Genomic DNA, 16989 nt, shown 5'->3' with positions numbered 1-16989 from the left:
ATGAAAGCCGCGGCCCGAATGTCCTGCTGGTCAGTCTGTTGCCTTCTTCAACCTGGGCCAGGCAGGCGCCACGGCCGCGAGCAGGCGCAGCAGTGATAGGCCGTCCCGTCCAAGGAACAGCGACGGCAGGATCCAGCACAGCAGCAAGCCTACGACGGACGCCAGCAATGCCGTATCGATGAGCAGGGGAAGAGGCGATAGATGGAACTCGCGCAGCCAGTCCACGACTGCCCAGACGCCAGTCCCGACAACACCCGCGAGCGCGAGCCCGGGCAGGTGCGCCGCAAGGAAATCCCCCCATGTCATGCCGGTCACGCGGAGGCTCAACTGTGCCATGAGGAAGAAGTTGATCCCGAAGGCCGCGCCGACGCCGAACGCCACGCCTTCTATGCCCCAGAATTGCCCTATGAGGGAACCGGCGAAGACGCCGATGGTGAAAACCGCCTGGCGCCAGGCACGAGCGTAGACCGTCCCTGTTGCGCGCGAGACGGAATCGCTGAGCTTGTAGCTCGTCCGGAACAGCATGCTGAACGCTAGTATCTGGAGCGGCGCGACTACTCCCACCCATCCCCGCCCGAGAATGACCGCAACCAACTCCGGCGCGACGATCGCTACGACCACACTGGCCGGCAGGACCAGCAGAGCGCAACCCGCGACCGCGCTGCGATAGGCACGAGCAAGCCGCGCCGGCTGCTCCTGGACCAGAGCCATGGTCGGGAACAGCACTCGATCGAGAACCTGCCCGACGATGACCGCCGGCGTCGTCATCAGCTGTGACGACAGGCCGTACAGGCCAAGCGCATCTGCTCCGAGCCAGCGGCCCACGACAAGCCTGTCCGCCTGGGTGGCGAGGTAATTGCATATCCGGGCAATGGTGAAACCGCTTCCGAAATAAAGCAGCTCGACGGTGGCGCGGCGTTCCAGCAAAGGTAGCATCGGATGCGGCTGGCCAGCGAGCAGCACGACCATGCGGATGAATTGCTGGATCAGGAGCGCGCCGACAAGGGCCCAGATACCGAAGCCGAGCCAAGCCAGCACTGGACCGGCAACGACGTAGCCAGCGGCGAAGGCGCAGGCGTCGACGAGCGCCAGCCAGCGGAACCGCAGCGCGCGCTGGGCTGCGGCCAATGCCACCATGGAAGCGCCTTGGAAAAGGAACACAAAGCAGATGGCACGAACGATCGGAGCAAGATCGGGGAGCCGAAGCAGACCGCCAATTGCCGGTGCCATCGCCCATACCAGGGCGGACACAACAAGGCCGAGGAGGCACGACAAGGTGAATCCTACCCGAAGATGTCGTTCTTCCAGGACCGGGCGCTGGACGATTGCGGGGCTAATGCCAAGTCCCTGGAAGATCGCCGAAAACTTGATGACGATCAGCGCCGCGGAGTAAAGGCCGAACTCATTGGGCGAGAGCAATCGGGCCAGGACGAGAAGTGCGACGAGCTCGGCAACCGCGAGGGCGCCCATCGACAGGCCCGTCCAGAACATGCCCACGACACTTTGTTTCGCCAGCCCCCGCCGGTTGTTGCTCACATCTCTCTCCACTAAAAAGGCGACCACTGCGTCCATCCTGGATGCGCCGAGCCGCAGGGGATGCTCGGCGACACGCCTGTGACGTCATCATCGGCGCCACGGTCATTTTCGTTATTGCCGGGATACGGCGTAAGGGACATCCGTACCCTTAGACACTCAGCTTCACCGCATCTATTTTGCAGTTGCGTGCGCATCGGGCATCAAAGGGCCTCGGCAGCGGTCTCGCTTGCCCGCCCAGCGCGCCTTTCCTCTTGAAGGAGCGGGGGGATTTCGTAGCGATAGAACTCCATCTCATCCCGGATCTCCGGTATGATCGCCGTCAAATCCTTCCGTTCGAGGCGGAGCCACTTCTGCTGGCGGCCGGGATCGATCATCTCCTTGGCCTTGTGGACGATATCGTCAGTACAGTTCAGCCCGCAATGCTCATAGATTCGCCGCAAGACCAACTCGGGGTCCTGTATCAAATCCTCGTAGCGAAAAGATAGAACGCGGCCATTGCCCAGCTTGGCGAGATCTTCGCGAGCCTTTCGATTGCCGCGCGCCCACTGGCGCGCGATCACCGTCAGTTTCTCGTTCTCCTTCAAATCCCGATCTATCCCGTTGTACCGTGGCCCATAGATCGATGTGTATTTCTTCCCCAGCAGCCTTTTTGTGACCACCTGCTTCAGAACGTCCCTTGCATAATAATGAATCTGTGACACGGGCGTCATCTTCAAGAGCCGTATTAGCCCTTTTAAAGATTTAGCTCGCTGCCATTTAAGTTCCATCGAGCTTATGTAAGAAAAAGGATTTCTCGTTATATAGAGATATATTGCATCTGGAAATATCTTGTGAACAAACGGCACCCGCAGGACATTGGCAGGCGTATTTTCCATGATCTGTCTGTCGCCGTGTTGCGACTGATATTCAAGGAATCTGCCGCGAATGTAGCGAGCGACCCTATCAGTAGCGTCGGTTTCGACGAATTCGTCATGACGCCGCGCCGGATCGGCGTACAGCCACACTGTTTTCGGCTCGTACCAGGTAACGATGTCGGGGTGCAGCCCGATTAATTTTTGTGCGATTGTGGTTCCAGACCGATAGTTGCCGATCAGGAAAATCGGAGGTTTCAGCTCTGTTGCTGTCATGGCAGGTCTCCGTCTCTAAAGGTTAGCCAGGATCGCGCCGACCGGCGTGAAAAGCTCCGCCGCGCGGCTACTGGTCTCTGAACGCACGCATGATCTGGTCCCTCAAAGGTCCGCCCGATCATGGCCCAACGAACCCACGATCGTTGCGGAGCGAGGCCGCAGCCTGAAGCGAAGCCGTGACCGAGGAAGCGGGCATGTGTTCTTGCTATTGACCGATAAGGCTTGGCTGAAGCGCCGGGCCTTTCGCATTCGGGATCGCCGTTGTTCCGGAAGTGTCCGGGGCGTAGAACCCTTTGTTGGCCACAATCGAGACTTCAATGACGTCGCCAGCTCTGACTTCCGTGTTTTCATCCGCGACGATGTCGTGGGCGGCTTTCTGGTCGCGCCTGAAGATCGAAATCTTCACGGAGCCTTGCAAGTCGTCGAAGGTCCTCTGTTCGCCATATGTAAATATAAAGAGAAGCTTGTCGGCGACATACCTTATTTGACTTTGAATTTTCCCCAGCTCGACCTGCGTGTCTTGGGTCTGCGAGATCAAGTCCATTTCATAACTCTGCTTCTTTTTTCGCAGCTCGCTTTCAGCGGTCAGCATCGCCTGCTGCGCCTGTTCCTGCTGCAGCTCGGTCTGCGAAAGTTCGGCGCGATAGCTGGTATGTGCTCGTTCGGCCGTCATGACATTCGAATTGGTGACCAGGCCTTTTTCCCGCAATGACCGGGCAGACTGAAGTTCCTCGAGTTGAATGTCCGCGGTCTTTTCTCGTTCCTTTCGAGTGGCAGCGACCATATCCGCTTCCTTCCTGGCCCGCTCCAACGAGACATCAAGGTAGGAAATGTCGTCCCGATATGCGGCAAGGCGGGCGTCCAACTGCGCTTGTTCGGATGCTACGATGTCGTCAATCAAGTGGACGCCAAACTCGACTGGCGGATCCGGCGGGGCAACGAAGGATTTGTCCTGTCGGCTTTCCGCCTGGAGCCGGGCAAGCCGAACCTTCAGACGGTATTCCTCGATCGCCAGACCTGCGCGCGCACTGCGTAGATCCGCTATTTGCAGGGCCGGCTCCGTGTTTCCCGCGGTCGTAGCCCGAAAGCCGCCTGCTATGGCGAGTGCATGGCGAACCGTAATGCCGGGTTGAAACGGGTACGATCCTGGATGAGCAACCGTCCCGGAAATAAAGAATGGCCGGTACTGGCCGATCTCCACTTTCACGTAGGGCTCGAGGATGAGCTTCTGCTGCTGGAATGCACGCTGAATGGCCTGCGAAAGGGCAACGCTGCTGAGGCCGCGGGCTTGGACATCACCCAACATGGGAAGTGATATCGAGCCCCGATCATCGACCACGACTTCCAGAGGATAGGCTGTCTCGCCAATCACGGATACGCGCAGAACGTCGCCGGTGTCGAATGTATAGCCATCGGCACGGGAAGCGTCTGCCGCGAGCAGAACAACGGCAATGGCGAGGCCACCAATCATTGCGAGCATGCGGCCGGCCACGGGTCCGGATCTTGGAAATAGCCATCGGCACCAATCCTGCAGCGAAGGCTTGGATGGAAATTGATGGTTGGCACGCAAACGCATCTTCGTACTCCCGTTGTCATGCTGCCGTCAGGACCAGTCGACATTCATCGGCGGAACGTCACGGCAGGTATTCGTTGTCGAGAATTAAGCCTGGAAATCCGGGCTCCGTCGCGGGAGCAAAAGGGATCAAAATCCGTGCAGTCCTACGATCTGCTTGGCGAGGCTATCGCGAATTCGCGGGTCATTCGGCCTTGCGGCTGAGAGAGCTGACTCAAGAACGGACTGATAAATCAACTCGACCCTGTCGCACATGGCATCCATCCCCCATGACGAAAGGTCGGTGAATTTCGCGCTGGCAGCCAGTTGAGCGCGATAGCGCTCATTTTGCAGAAGGTCGGCGATCGCCGCCGCTGCGGCGCCAACATCTTCTGCTGGCGTCACAATTCCGTTCACGCCATGCTTCACCACTTCTTCCACGCCCGGCAGGTGCGAGACAACGCTGGCTCGACCACCCGCCAGATACTGCATTACGACCCGAGGCAGTCCTTCTCGCATGGACGTCAGCACACATACATCGGCCAGGCTGATTAGTCGTTCAGGCTCGCAATGGTAGCCGATCATGCGAACGTTGTTTGCGAACGGGGATCGTTCAATCGCCGCTTCAACAGCGGACCGAGTCGGCCCTTCACCGGCTAGGATCAGTCGCACGTTTGGGATTCGGTCTACGACTTGCCCAAATGCTTCAATGAACTCTACATGGCGTTTTCTCGGTTCCAGTGCGGCCAGCATAAGGATTACCGGTGGCTTAGGCTCTCCGGCGGCCGTTCCCAGGAGCAGATGCGGCTCCTGCGGCCATTGCGCGTTCGCGAAGCGTGTCAGATCGAAACCGGAATGGACGACGTGGTGCTGATCGGGACTGCCCAAATGATTGGCGATGCAAATGTCGCGCATGGCCTGGCTGACATCGATGAAAGCGCGCGTGACTTTCGCGGCCAGGCGTTCGGCAGCCAGGAACATGAGCCTCTGCGCGTTGCCCACATGCACGAAAGGTAAAATGTGCACGCCATGTACGATGCAACGGACATTGGCTTCCTTGGCGGCAAGGCGACCGACGATCCCGGCTTTGCTTTGATGTGTGTGCACGATGTCAGGTTGCCAATCGCGTATAAGGCGAGTGAGTTGCCCGAATGCGGAAATGTCACCGGATGGCGAAATCGAGTTGATCAGTTTTTCCAGAGTCACCACCCTGATGGCTCCGGCAACCGACGCCCGTAATCCAGCATCGTATTCTTGGCCGTGAACCAAAAGCACTTCGTGGCCATGCCGCGCCTGAGCGAGACAGCAGGCCAATGTATTCTCTTCGGAGCCTGCCCGAAGCAGTCTGGTGAGCACATGAACAATCTTCATTTGCTTATACCTCAGGGGACATGAATCCGGGGCGGCGCATCCGGGTGAGCGAGCGCCTGGAGGCGGAGCGTTGAGGGCTCCTCGGCGGCTTCCCTGGCACGGCCTGGATCGGCTGTTGCTTGGCGCGATCGTGGCAAGCTGGCCAGCGCGTCTGCTGTGGTGAATGCCGGCGTTAAGCCGCCAGCGTTCTCAGAAGGACAACCAGATATGCCTGAACAGTTCCTGGCCGACCGCCTCTATGCCGGCGCTCGCGTCAATGGTTCGGATGTTCTTGTCCCTGTCCCGCAACTCCGCCATCAGCGATAGCCGCGCATCGAACGCTTCTTTCCTGATCTCTCCCGGCTTGCGCTGCTCGGAGACGGCAAAATCTGAAACGAGATGCAAAGTGAGTTGTGGCTGGCATTCTGCCATCTTTTGATAGAGCCTTTGCTCGAGGCGGGCGAGAACCGACAGGCCGGGGACGGAGAAGAGGTGCGGTGGGACGGTTGGCCCGTCCAGATATCCGCTACACAGCGCCTGCGGCCACCTGTCACAAATGACGATCAGTCCGCGCGTAGCCCATCGATGCGCACGTTTCACGACAGCGTATCGCTCTAATGCGATCAAGACTGCCCAGAATGCCAGCGCGGCAGCGGCGAGTCCTCCCTTCGACCAATTTCGGCTGAAGGAATTGTTGCCATCGTGCTGGGCCAACGACTTTAGACGGCGTCTGTAGGGAAAAACCAGAGTCTGCAACGCCTTGCGGAGCCACCACCCATTGCCGTCTCCGATTCCGACATATGCTTGCGCACACCCGAATTTCCATCGAAATATCCGTGTCAGCCGATCAGCTTGAGTGCTCTTTCCCATGCCATCAGGGCCGACGAGCGCCACTACAAAACCGCCAGCCGCAGGCCGCCTCTTTGGTGGGAATGTGCCGGGCATCAGGCGCTGAAGGGACCTCAACGCCAGATATGAGGTCTTGCGGGCCAGATGAACGCCGGCATCGGCGATCCCGTAACCTCCTGTAAAACCGCAGGCTTCACGGATTGAACGCCGGAGTCTGGCAAGATCTCTGCGGTTTGCCATCAAACCGTCTACGCTTTGCAGAAACCTGCAGCTCGCCAGTCTGCCGCCGCCAAGCGTGTATTCCGCGACACCCAAGCCTTGCTGGCCTGACGGAAGTGGCGGGCGTGCAAACTGGTCCCTCCAACCACCACCGACGGTGATCCACTGTCGCCAAGGCAATGCCCAGGTCCGGAAGGCGAAGCGGGCAATGGTTATTCGAATCTCGTCCTCGGGTGAGACGACTGGAATCGACACCCCATCCACACAAATCGACTCCCATCGTGTAATCGCCGCATAGTCGAATACCGGATATCGCTTGCGAAATTCCCAGCCGACACGGATCCCGATATGCATGTCCAGATGGAGATAGCGGCCATTTGGAAAGTCAGGCAGGAACCAGTCCTCCCGGCCGGCACAGACATTGTCGTAGCAAGACAGGCTCACGCTGCGACAGCCGTGCAGCTTGCTCACGATCGAGCAGAAGACCGGGTAGTCGTGCTTGTCCAGAAGGAGATCCAGGTCGTCGCGGCCCGCAAGTCCGCTTTGCAGGGATGCGAGATCCTGAATTATTCCGTACTTCAGGCCGCTCTCATTGAATGCTCGAAACAGTTCGATGGCGATCGGGAGGGCCGGGACTGTTTCAAGGGGCAGCAAGGAGGCGCTTGCGTCGGTTTGAGAAACACCGGCATCTGCTTTGTTGATCGACGAGCTCGCCCCAACCACCCTGGCTGGCGCTGGAACATTCACCCCCGGCGTCAACGCTTCGACCAGCATGCTTGCCTTGGCTTTTGGAACCCAGCGACGATATTGTTGCGGCTGCAGGCCGTCCCGAGGCTCTCCGGGATCCGTCGGACGGTAGCTTCCGGGTTTGGATTTACGTGAAGGTTGCAAGGGGTTTCCCCTGGTTGATCGCGTCGAGCGTCATTCGCTCATCGTCGCCGATCATCGTATCGGCGAGGTATATCCAACCTGTTGGCGCTGATTTCGTTGAGACGCAGCACCCAATGTTTTCAATGCCGGCCTGCAGCCTTGGATGTCACCTTGCAAGCTGCCGCATCGAGGGTGAATTGGGTGCCAACTCATCCTTCCGTTGCCGGGTGGTTTCGGCATCTTCCGAGCAAAAAGATATTATACGAAAACTAACGCATAGAATTCAGGATATAACAGAAAGTTTATCTCGGGCGATCGTGATTGGGATCGAACGGTTCATTATATCAAGAAGAATTTTGACTGCTCCAGCACTTCCAACATGATCAAGAACGCCAAGCTGTTCCGAAAACGGTCCATCTATGATTCTAATTCTTTGACCTGGCCTCAATAAGATATCGGGGTGCAAAATTCCGTCCTCGTCGGTTGCGGCTATCAAGGACTCGATCACGCCGTATGGCGCCGGGACCGGCATTCCTTTGCTCATGACAAGTCTTCGCACGCCGATGGTTGAGTTGATGGGGTACCAACTCTGCTGAGCAGCCAGCGAGACGAACAGATAGCAGTCGAAATACGCACCGGCGACGGTTCTGACAATGCGAGCGTGGCGAACGGTTCGCCTTCGCTTGGGCAGGTATGTTCGGAAGGTTTGCGATAGCAGGTGCCGCTCCGCCAAGCTCTCGGAATGTTGGTGCGTCTGGACCACGTACCAACGCGCAAGGTCCCCGCCGTAAGTCTTTCCCACCGGCTCCGGGAAGCGATCATGGTATAATTCAGCGTGCTGCATGGCGAAACATTTCTCTAGTTGAGATAGTAACTGTCCGAGACACTACTTTCGAGGGACGTGTAGCGGCCATATTTGGGCAGCTTTGGTTCGTCCACCATTGTCAGGGCGATGCCGGCAATCTTCGACCGACCGCCAAGGTGTCGAATTCCTTCTGCAACGGCCTCGCGCGCGGTTTCGCGCCACTTCACGACAAAGAGGACCTTGTCGACATACCGCGCCAGGATCGTGGCGTCGGCCGCGGCTCCAACAGGTGGTGCGTCAACGATCACCGTATCGAACTTTCCGCGAAGCTCTTCGAGAACCGAGCGCATCCGTGCCGAAGCAAGGAGGGCAGGCGGGTTCCGGGTCCTTGCGCCCGCAGGGAGCAGGGATATCCCCGAGCGTTCGTCCAGATGAATTGCGTTTGCTGCCTTCACCGGCAACGTCAGAAGGTCGACCAGCCCGACCTTGTCTGCCATGCCGAAGAAGGCCGTGGTGGCCGAAAGCCGCAAGTCCGCATCGACGACTAGAACCCGTTCGCCGTCGGCCGCTGCGGAGCAGGCCAAGCTCAATACCAGGGTTGTCTTTCCTTCGCCGGGCATCGCCGATGTCACCAGCATGAGGCGCGGCAAGCGGGCCTGTTCGGGCGTCGCATCGATGCCCAGGCGGAGCCGCCGCACGGCCTCGCTAAACCTCGATAGCGGTCTGCGCTCGAGATAAGCCACAGGTTGGGCTTGGGACTGGGCGTCTCTCGACCAGCCCGCCATCCGTGGAATGGATGCAAGAACCGGAACGGACAGCTCTTCCTCTATCTGCTTCTTTGCCAAGAAGCCGGAAGCGAAAAGTTCACGAAGAACGGCGCCTGCGCCCCCGACGAAGAAGCCGAGCACAAGTCCCAACGCCGCGAATAGAGGCCTGTTCGGAAAGCTTGGCGAACCCGGAATAACCGCATCGGTTATCACGCGCACGCCGCTGTTCAGCAAGGTAGACTTCTCCTCGGTGAGCTTGGCGCGTGAAAGGAATGTCTCAAACAGCTCCTTGTTCGCGGCGGCAATCCTTTCTAGGTCGCGCAACTGCACGCCAACCTGACCTTCGACTTCGGATCGGTTGGATACCGAATTCAAGGCTCGGCTGAGAGAAGCTTCCCGGGCTTCGGCAGCGTCCACTTCATTCTTCAGATTGCCGATGAGACGCTGGACTTCGGCGGTAATCTGCCCCTCGATGTCGCGGCGCTCGGCTTGCGCCGCCAGGACATCCGGATGCCGATCGCCATATTTCAATTTAAGGTCGGCTTCGCGCCGTGTCACTCCAGAGATCTGGGCCCGAAGCGCGCTGATAACCACAGACTGCAAGACGTCCGGCATCGACTGGATGTCGCCTCCGCTAGTCAGCAATTTGTCAACTTGTTGATATTGTGCCCGTTTCTCCGACAATTCCGCGCGTGCGGTGATTAACGCGACATTCAATTCAGACAGCTGCTGATCAGTCAAACTGCCTGCTGGCGTCGCCAATAGATTGTGATCGATCCGAAACTTCTGGACAGCTTGTTCCGAAAGGCTCAGTTCCGCTCGCAGAGATGCAGCCCGCTCACTGAGCCATGTGGACGCTTTCCTGGCCCCTTCGTAACGGGACCTTACTCGATCAGCGAGGTAGGCCTGGGAGATTGCGTTCGCCAGCGATGCTGCTTTCCCCGGGTCGTAGGCGGTCACCGAGATCTCAATAACATCCGCCAATCCGACACGCGAAACCCCAAGGGCGCCCTGTAGCCATATTAATGCCCCCGGCCCGATCTTCGGGTCTTCCGTCAGTTTTTCGCTGTCGACGACCTTCTGAAGGAGCGAGGCGGATCTCAGAACTGCAATTTGACTTTCGATAAATGTCGAATTGTCGGCAAAATCAGAATTGGAATAATCCTGCGGGGTCATATAGTCGACCGGGGAATCGAGTAAGACTTGTGCGACGCCCGTGTAGGATGGTGGAAGGAGATAGGCGGCGGCGACAAATAGGGCAAAGGTGATTACAGCAATGCTGCACACCAGCTTCCAGCGGCGGAGAAAGAAATCAAGAATCTCCCGCACGTCGAGCGGCAGTAATTCTCTGGTCATGGTCGGACTGTCAATTGAACTTGCCATTGCCGAATCCTTAGCGATCAACAGAACAACGCCCACCCTTCAGCGTCGGCTGAATGTGCTTTCACTTCAAAATGTTTGGGCAGTTGCCTGTTAGGCACGATGAGACTGCTGACAGGGTTCGCACCTGCCATCCGGCATGTCCAAATCGCTTCCGCCCACCAACGATCGCGTCGCCGGTCAGCCGAAAACATAACAGCTTCGCGCACACCGCCGCCATTACCATTATTGAGTAGTAATTCGGCTAAAGGTCGATCTGGTCTACCCGATGAGCCTTTCAGACCTTAGACGTCCGCAGGGACATCTATCGCTCGTCCGGGTGCTCTATGACGCGACCACAGTGCCGGCGCGCGGGGGACGGCCTACGCTCCCACACGACGAAGAGGCCGGCCGGCCCCGTTTATTTCGAGGTTGATATGGACACTTACAGCGACATTGTTCCGGGACTTGTAGATTGGGCGGTCAACAGACCGTTAGCCATTCTGATGCTGTCTGCAACCTGGCCGTTGATGCTTCTTCTAAACAAGGGCCGGTTGCTGGGCTATGGTGCCCTTGCCTTTTTTATTGGAGTTGGGGCCTTGATCGTGTTCGGCATCGAAAGCCCCGCAGGAGCAGCCATTGTCGTGCTCGCCTACAGTTTGCTGGTTTCAGTTGCCCTGATTTCCACCAGCAGGCGACTTGCCCAAATCGAAAATCGCCTTGCATCGGCCATATCGGTACTCGATGACCTAGAAGTTGCCGAGGAAAGACGGCAGACCTACAAGGCCAAGCATCCGTCGACCTCGCGGCTTCGCCGGAAACCAGTAGCTAGACCAATGGAGCCGAGCGTTGCGGGGGGCATGACAGAGGGTCTCGAAAGTGGGACGCAGGTGATCCCTGGCCCCCCTTGGCAAGAGTTCCAACCGCTAGATCCGACAGTGGGATCGGCGGTTTCGGCATTAACTCCACCAACAGGATCCGACGTTCTTTCAGAAGAAAGACGTCGAACAAGACTGGTATCAAGTTGAGTAGGTCAGCTTGCGGTAGTTTCGGCCAAGTGAAGTGACCGTCAGCTAGCGCTGATGCTCCGGCTGGGCGCAGCCCAAAGGAAAAGGTCGACTGCGGGCGACCGGGTTGGCGGGCCCACGGGCTACTTGCAGACGCCGATCCGGTAGAGATCATAAGAGCCGGCTTCGGCGGAGATGCACGGCAGCTGGTTCGCTTTTCGTTCGGTTGCGGGCACAAATCGTTGCCGACGGACCGAACGGCTGCCGAGCGGAACAGAGGTGCCGCGGCCAGAACAAGGAAATCGTGACCCCCGACTGGCCAGTGCGCCCGACGCTCTGGCTGTCCGCGCTGTACCGGCATGAGTGGCCCAGCAGGCATGGCGGCTCTTTATGACCTTTGCTGCATGTTGATATCCTCCGAAGGTGGTAAGGTAGTGCCCATCGGTGGTAAGTTGCGCCTCCATTCGGATGAAACTATAAATGGAACTTTATGTGTAGCTGATAGTTTGGGCCTGAGGGACGATCACGGCTGGGGTAATCACACAAAATGAGCTTATCAAAGCAGGCTCTTGGATTGGCGAGGGAGCCTACCCTTGCTGAACCAATTTCAGAAATGGGAATCTCTGTACTGCCTGGAGCTGTCCGGCGCCTTTATCCGGCGAACACGACGATTGCACGGGAGTATCAGGCTAGATCCTTTATCCTAGTTATGACCGCGGGGTGGGCCGCATTCGCCAAAACCCTGCGGAATGGCTCTCGTCTCATCGTCGATTTTGCGCTCCCTCACGAAATTGCCTTCATCGAGTTCTGCGGAGACGGGGGCGAGACGGTAACGGCTCTCTCGGACGTGACCGCGATCGAGTTGACGGGTCCGGTCCATACATGTTTTTCGCGTTATCCGCAGTCCATTTGCGAGGCCATCATGCTGGCTGAGGCACGGCGGTACTCAAGGGTCACCGAACATCTGGCGGGAGTCAGTAGAAGAGGACCTATTGAACGCACGGCTCACCTTCTCCTCGAACTGGGCTGCCGCGCACATAGATCGGTCACAGGTTATCCGCAGCGCTTTGAATGCCCGCTGACTCAGGCCCAGCTGGCCGACGCGTTGGGGCTGTCTGCTGTGCATGTAAGTCGCGTGTTGAAGGATTTGCGAGAAAACGGGTTGGTTTCGTTCCGCAATGGTGTGGTCGAGTTGCATGACCACGCGGGGCTTATCAAAATAGCCGGATTTGATCGATCTTACATTTCGAGTTGATGGCGCAATTCCGGTCTCAACCGCGTACCGACCCTCGCCGAGGGTCAACTACCGAGCCGTAGTCGATGCAGAGCCGTAAAGGAAATGGCCGGTGCGGAGGGGCAGCCTTCCGGGGACGTGAAGACCGCACCGGCCACTGCGGCGGGCTTAACGCTACGCACCCGTACTGGTCAATGTAACGCATACTAGCAACCAGGCAATTACGCCAATCGGTGGTGTCCAGGTCAGGGAAATACAGACGGGATCGTACGCCCTCCGTCTTGGCGAGTCTCTTTTCTAGAGCGATTTATGGTGTCTGATACTTCGGTCGATGGCACATTTCCTATCGGAGGTGTGCGCTATCAGTGCCCCCGTCTGACGATTTGTTTGCGGAAGCTCCGGCTAGCTTGTCGGTCGCTGTCCCTGGCCAGGGGCGCCGCAGATCGTCGACGCCTCGGCCATGAACCCTTCCTGCCACCGCAATACGCAGGCCACAACATCGATCATGAACTGCGCATCCCAACCGTCGCATACACCTCGAGCACGCTTCTCCGTCTCAATCGGTCAACTAGGCGCGTCTAGTTCTTTTGCGTTGTGACCTCATCCAAGTAGTCGAATGGACTGGACGCCATACAAGGCCGTAACTTTTTTGTTTGGCTGCGGGGGTTGGGAGGTCGTATGACCATACCTTTACAAATCAAAGAGTTGTTGGAAATCGAGGCGTACCGGCGAACCATCAAGATGCTCGACCACGCCTATGACGTCGACCTGGCAAATGCTTGCACGCCTGTGGAGCGGGAAAAGGCTCAGTACCGACATTATTGGGAAACGTTACTGTACTATGAACAGATTGCAGAGATAAAAACGCGGCGGCTCGTCCGGAAGGCGGAGCGTCTCAATCTGTCGATCGGCCCCGCGGACAGCGACAGCCCAATGTGGAGGAAATCGTCTCAGCTAAACAGCTGGATACTTACGACGGTGGGCTGTTCTGAAGTACAAAAAATAATCCGCAAAGAATACAAAGATCGACGAGAGCGAGACACTACCTGGGCTGGCGTAATCATCGGCCCACTCACCCGGCTAGCATCTGTTTGGCTGGTCGAGCGCGGGTAGCCGTACAGCAGCCAACGCACGCTCCCAGTCATGATCGCCGAGAAGGCGGCGGACATGATCCTATTTGGATCGCGCCGACAATGTTCTGGCGACGTGCGGCTGCCTGCATTGGAGGGGAATCCCATGACCTCGCCCGTTCATCAGAGTTTCGGGTTGGTTGTCCGCCAAGCTTCATACTCATCGTTCGCACTTGGGTGCAGCGGATAATAGCGTTGCAACGACCCGCCCTCCATGAGCTTCATGCGCGAAAATTCCTCCCAGTCGTGATGCTTTTGGGATTCCTCGATCACCTTTGCGGCCATTGCGACGGGCAGCACGACCACCCCGTCGTCGTCGGCGACGATGATGTCGCCGGGGATCACCGTGACACCGCCGCAGGCAATCGGAACGTTGACGGCGTTGGGATAGATGCTGGTTTGCACATGGTAGTTGGGCGTCCAGCCGCGCAGCCATAGCGCCAGATCGAGCTTTTCGACATTGGGCCGGTCGCGCATGCACCCGTCGATCACGATACCCGCGCCGCCTCTGCCCTTGAAATACGTCGACATCATATCGCCGAAGACGCCCGAGCTCATGTCGCCGCGCGCGTCGACCACGACCACGTCGCCTTCCTGCGTGTGGTAGAGCACGTGTCGGTGGAGTTGCGTCTCCGGATCGGCATATTCTCCCTCGGTGAAGAGGTCCGGACGCTGCGGCATGAATTGCAGCGTCAGCGCCGGCCCGACGATCGACTTGCCGTGGTTCTGCGCCACCGGGCCGACCATGTGCGGATTGCGGAAGCCCATATGGCCAAGCGTGCCGGCAACCGTCGCCGCGCCGATCTCCCTTAGCGCGTCGATCAGATCCTTGGGTGGCCGCGTGATGTCGGAAGTATGCGTCATTGTGGACTCCGATTGAAAGGGAACTACCAGTTCGTGACAGAACCATCGCGGCGCTTGAGGTGGGGCGCTTCCCAGAAACGGAAGCTCTGCGCCTGGACTGCCTCTTCGTTGACCTCGACGCCCAGCCCCGGCAGATCGCGGACGGGATAATCGGGGCCGTCGAGCCGTGGTTGCACCGGGAAGAATTCGGAATTGTCGAAGCCAAGCTTTGCTTCGGGCACCCTGGTCTCCAGCCACGCGAAGTTGGGTACCGCGGCGGCCAGATGCACGGTCGCGGCCGTGCACACCGGACCAAGCGGGTTGTGCGGCATCAGGTCCACATAGTGCGCCTCGCTCCAGCCGGCGACTTTCATCGCTTCGGTGAACCCGCCGACATTGCAGATATCGAGCCGGTTGAACTGGTGGATACCGCGCTCGATGTAGGGCAGGAACTGCCACTTGCTGGCAAATTCCTCGCCGATGGCGAAGGGGATGTCGGTCATGGTGCGCAGGGATTCGTAGGCCTCCGGCGTCTCGTCGCGTATCGGCTCCTCGAGGAAATCGAGCACGCCGCGGTCGAGCTTGTTGCAGAAGCTAGCTGCCTCCGCCACCGACAGCCGGTGGTGATAGTCGATGCCGAGGACGACATCGTCGCCCAGCGCCCGGCGCGCCTTGTTCAGCATGCTCGCGGTAGCGCCGATCGACTGGCGTGGCTCGAAGATGTCCCTGCTGTTTTGCCCGGCGGGAAAGAAGCGGATGGCCTGCCAGCCCTGCGCACATAGCTCGCGGGCCCGCTCGATGGCAATGTCGCCCTCGGCCTCGTCTCCGGTCGAGGCGAAGGTGGGGATCCGGTCACGCTGTTTGCCGCCCAGCAACTCGTAGACCGGCACCCCCAGCGCCTTGCCCTTGATGTCGTGAAGGGCGATGTCGATGGCGGATATCGCCGCCTGCAGAACTCGCCCGCCTTCGAAATACTGACTGCGATAAACCTCTTGCCAGATGCGCCCGATCTGCATGGGGTCGCGGCCGACCAGGAACTCGCGATAGTGCTCTACCGCGCCGGCCACGGCCTTCTCGCGTCCGCTCAGGCCGCTCTCGCCCCAGCCGAATATGCCCTGGTCGGTCTCGACCTTGACCAGCATCTGGTTGCGCGTTCCCACCCATGCCGGATAGGGCTTGATCCCGGTGATCTTAAGCTTCGTAGTCATCCACGCCCACGTTCCACACGCATCCGCCTGCTCAGCTGGCCTCGAGGGCCATTTCAGTTTCGCCGTCGAACAGATGCATCCGCTCTTGGTCGAACTCGAGCCAGATCTGCTCGTCGGGCGCGACGGCAATGTTCGGCGGCACGCTGACGTTGACGACGGCGCCGGACAGGAACGCCTGCACGAAGGTGACGTCTCCGGTTGATTCCACCGTGTAGACCTTGGCCGGGATGCTGCCTGGCGCCGCACTCTTGTGCAGCTTGATCGTCGAGTGACGTGCGCCGAGCACGACTTTTTTGGTCGTTGCCTTCGTGACCTTCTGGACGTTGCGCGGCGAGAGCCCGAGGCTCCAGCCCTCCACGCTGGTCAACACGGTACCGCCCGGTGCCGTCGATGCCTCCAGCGGAATAAGGCTCATCGCCGGGCTGCCGATGAAACTGGCGACGAACATGTTCACCGGATGGGCAAAGACCTGCGCCGGCGAATCGTATTGCTGCAGGAAGCCGCCGTTCATCACCGCCATCTTGTCGGCCATCGTCACGGCTTCGAGCTGGTCGTGCGTCACATAGATGATCGTCGCCTTGAGGTCCTGATGGAAGCGCTTGATCTCCGACCGCATCTGTACGCGCAGTTTGGCGTCGAGGTTGGAGAGCGGCTCGTCCATGAGAAACACGGCGGGGTCGCGCACAAGGGCGCGGCCCAAGGCCACACGCTGCTGCTGGCCGCCCGAAAGTTCGCGCGGCTTGCGTTCGAGCAGGTGCGTCATGTCGAGCACGCGCGCCGCTTCCTTGACCTTCTTGTCGATCTCGTCCCTGGGCAGTTTGCGCATCTGTAGCGGGAAGGCGAGATTCATATAGACCGACTTTTGCGGATAGAGCGCGTAGTTCTGGAACACCATTGCGATGTCCCTGTCCTTGGGGTCGAGATCGTTGACCACCCGTTCCCCGATGACGATGTCGCCCGATGTGATCGGGGTCAGCCCCGCGACGAGATTGAGTGTGGTTGTCTTGCCGCAGCCTGAAGGGCCGACGAGCGCAACGAACTCGCCGTCATTGACCGTCAGCGAAACGTCGTTGACGGCCTTGAAGTTGCCGTAGGTCTTGACGAGATCTTTGAGGACCACGTGGGCCATCGGC

Annotated in this window: 13 protein-coding genes; 3 read left to right on the top strand and 10 right to left on the bottom strand. The window is 58.8% G+C overall.

Going from position 1 to position 16989, the window contains the following annotated elements:
- Window positions 1-30: 30 nt before the first annotated feature.
- From M653_RS0125415 to M653_RS0125385, 7 genes are all read right to left on the bottom strand, one after another.
- Window positions 31-1572 carry a lipopolysaccharide biosynthesis protein gene (locus tag M653_RS0125415; RefSeq protein ID WP_245262332.1) on the bottom strand — a complete coding sequence of 514 codons (1542 nt, stop codon included), beginning with the start codon at window positions 1570-1572 and terminating at the stop codon, window positions 31-33.
- Window positions 1573-1736: 164 nt separating this feature from the next.
- Window positions 1737-2663, bottom strand: coding sequence for a sulfotransferase (locus M653_RS01000000133480; protein WP_051442799.1), 927 nt, complete (start codon window positions 2661-2663; stop codon window positions 1737-1739).
- Between the two features lie 205 nt (window positions 2664-2868).
- Window positions 2869-4239: a polysaccharide biosynthesis/export family protein gene (locus M653_RS01000000133475; protein ID WP_245262330.1), complete on the bottom strand. Its 1371-nt coding sequence runs from the start codon at window positions 4237-4239 to the stop codon at window positions 2869-2871.
- Window positions 4240-4365: 126 nt separating this feature from the next.
- The gene (locus M653_RS0125400; protein WP_027145853.1) at window positions 4366-5586 is read right to left on the bottom strand and encodes a glycosyltransferase; all 1221 of its coding nucleotides are present in this window, start codon (window positions 5584-5586) and stop codon (window positions 4366-4368) included.
- Between the two features lie 189 nt (window positions 5587-5775).
- Complete coding sequence (locus M653_RS0125395) at window positions 5776-7524, bottom strand: hypothetical protein (RefSeq protein WP_245262328.1); 1749 nt, start codon at window positions 7522-7524, stop codon at window positions 5776-5778.
- Between the two features lie 262 nt (window positions 7525-7786).
- Window positions 7787-8347, bottom strand: a complete 561-nt coding sequence (locus M653_RS0125390; protein ID WP_027145851.1) for a transcription termination/antitermination NusG family protein — start codon at window positions 8345-8347, stop codon at window positions 7787-7789.
- A gap of 14 nt (window positions 8348-8361) precedes the next feature.
- On the bottom strand, window positions 8362-10458 hold the full coding sequence (locus M653_RS0125385; RefSeq protein ID WP_027145850.1) for a polysaccharide biosynthesis tyrosine autokinase: 2097 nt from the start codon (window positions 10456-10458) through the stop codon (window positions 8362-8364).
- A gap of 413 nt (window positions 10459-10871) precedes the next feature.
- On the opposite strand from M653_RS0125385, the gene M653_RS1000000136945 reads away from it, so the two are divergent.
- From M653_RS1000000136945 to M653_RS0125375, 3 genes are all read left to right on the top strand, one after another.
- Window positions 10872-11462: a hypothetical protein gene (locus tag M653_RS1000000136945; RefSeq protein ID WP_156938266.1), complete on the top strand. Its 591-nt coding sequence runs from the start codon at window positions 10872-10874 to the stop codon at window positions 11460-11462.
- 526 nt (window positions 11463-11988) lie between these two features.
- Entirely contained in the window at window positions 11989-12696 is a 708-nt protein-coding gene (locus M653_RS0125380; protein ID WP_084636855.1) for a Crp/Fnr family transcriptional regulator, read from the top strand.
- A gap of 657 nt (window positions 12697-13353) precedes the next feature.
- Window positions 13354-13788: a hypothetical protein gene (locus tag M653_RS0125375; protein WP_027145848.1), complete on the top strand. Its 435-nt coding sequence runs from the start codon at window positions 13354-13356 to the stop codon at window positions 13786-13788.
- Between the two features lie 140 nt (window positions 13789-13928).
- On the opposite strand, the gene M653_RS0125370 is transcribed toward M653_RS0125375, so the two are convergent.
- From M653_RS0125370 to M653_RS0125360, 3 genes are read right to left on the bottom strand one after another with little or no spacing between them, the layout of a single operon-like run.
- Window positions 13929-14669 (bottom strand): ribonuclease activity regulator RraA, encoded by a 741-nt coding sequence (locus M653_RS0125370; protein ID WP_027145847.1) that lies wholly within the window; start codon window positions 14667-14669, stop codon window positions 13929-13931.
- A gap of 23 nt (window positions 14670-14692) precedes the next feature.
- Window positions 14693-15856, bottom strand: a complete 1164-nt coding sequence (locus M653_RS0125365) for a mandelate racemase/muconate lactonizing enzyme family protein (RefSeq protein WP_027145846.1) — start codon at window positions 15854-15856, stop codon at window positions 14693-14695.
- 31 nt (window positions 15857-15887) lie between these two features.
- Window positions 15888-16985 (bottom strand): ABC transporter ATP-binding protein, encoded by a 1098-nt coding sequence (locus M653_RS0125360; protein WP_027145845.1) that lies wholly within the window; start codon window positions 16983-16985, stop codon window positions 15888-15890.
- Between the last annotated feature and the right edge of the window lie 4 nt (window positions 16986-16989).

The organism is Mesorhizobium sp. WSM3626 (assembly GCF_000513935.1).
Lineage (GTDB): Bacteria > Pseudomonadota > Alphaproteobacteria > Rhizobiales > Rhizobiaceae > Mesorhizobium > Mesorhizobium salmacidum.
The sequence above is the reverse complement of the archived record's forward strand: the minus strand, read 5'-3'. Positions and strand labels throughout refer to the sequence as shown.

What these genes read in the sequence shown, in the direction of transcription:
- M653_RS0125415 (WP_245262332.1), bottom strand. Translation starts at nt 1,572, where the DNA reads ATGGACGCAGTGGTCGCCTTTTTAGTGGAGAGAGATGTGAGCAACAAC.
- M653_RS01000000133480 (WP_051442799.1), bottom strand. Translation starts at nt 2,663, where the DNA reads ATGACAGCAACAGAGCTGAAACCTCCGATTTTCCTGATCGGCAACTAT.
- M653_RS01000000133475 (WP_245262330.1), bottom strand. Translation starts at nt 4,239, where the DNA reads ATGCGTTTGCGTGCCAACCATCAATTTCCATCCAAGCCTTCGCTGCAG.
- M653_RS0125400 (WP_027145853.1), bottom strand. Translation starts at nt 5,586, where the DNA reads ATGAAGATTGTTCATGTGCTCACCAGACTGCTTCGGGCAGGCTCCGAA.
- M653_RS0125390 (WP_027145851.1), bottom strand. Translation starts at nt 8,347, where the DNA reads ATGCAGCACGCTGAATTATACCATGATCGCTTCCCGGAGCCGGTGGGA.
- M653_RS0125385 (WP_027145850.1), bottom strand. Translation starts at nt 10,458, where the DNA reads ATGGCAAGTTCAATTGACAGTCCGACCATGACCAGAGAATTACTGCCG.
- M653_RS1000000136945 (WP_156938266.1), top strand. Translation starts at nt 10,872, where the DNA reads ATGGACACTTACAGCGACATTGTTCCGGGACTTGTAGATTGGGCGGTC.
- M653_RS0125380 (WP_084636855.1), top strand. Translation starts at nt 11,989, where the DNA reads ATGAGCTTATCAAAGCAGGCTCTTGGATTGGCGAGGGAGCCTACCCTT.
- M653_RS0125375 (WP_027145848.1), top strand. Translation starts at nt 13,354, where the DNA reads ATGACCATACCTTTACAAATCAAAGAGTTGTTGGAAATCGAGGCGTAC.
- M653_RS0125370 (WP_027145847.1), bottom strand. Translation starts at nt 14,669, where the DNA reads ATGACGCATACTTCCGACATCACGCGGCCACCCAAGGATCTGATCGAC.
- M653_RS0125365 (WP_027145846.1), bottom strand. Translation starts at nt 15,856, where the DNA reads ATGACTACGAAGCTTAAGATCACCGGGATCAAGCCCTATCCGGCATGG.
- M653_RS0125360 (WP_027145845.1), bottom strand. Translation starts at nt 16,985, where the DNA reads ATGGCCCACGTGGTCCTCAAAGATCTCGTCAAGACCTACGGCAACTTC.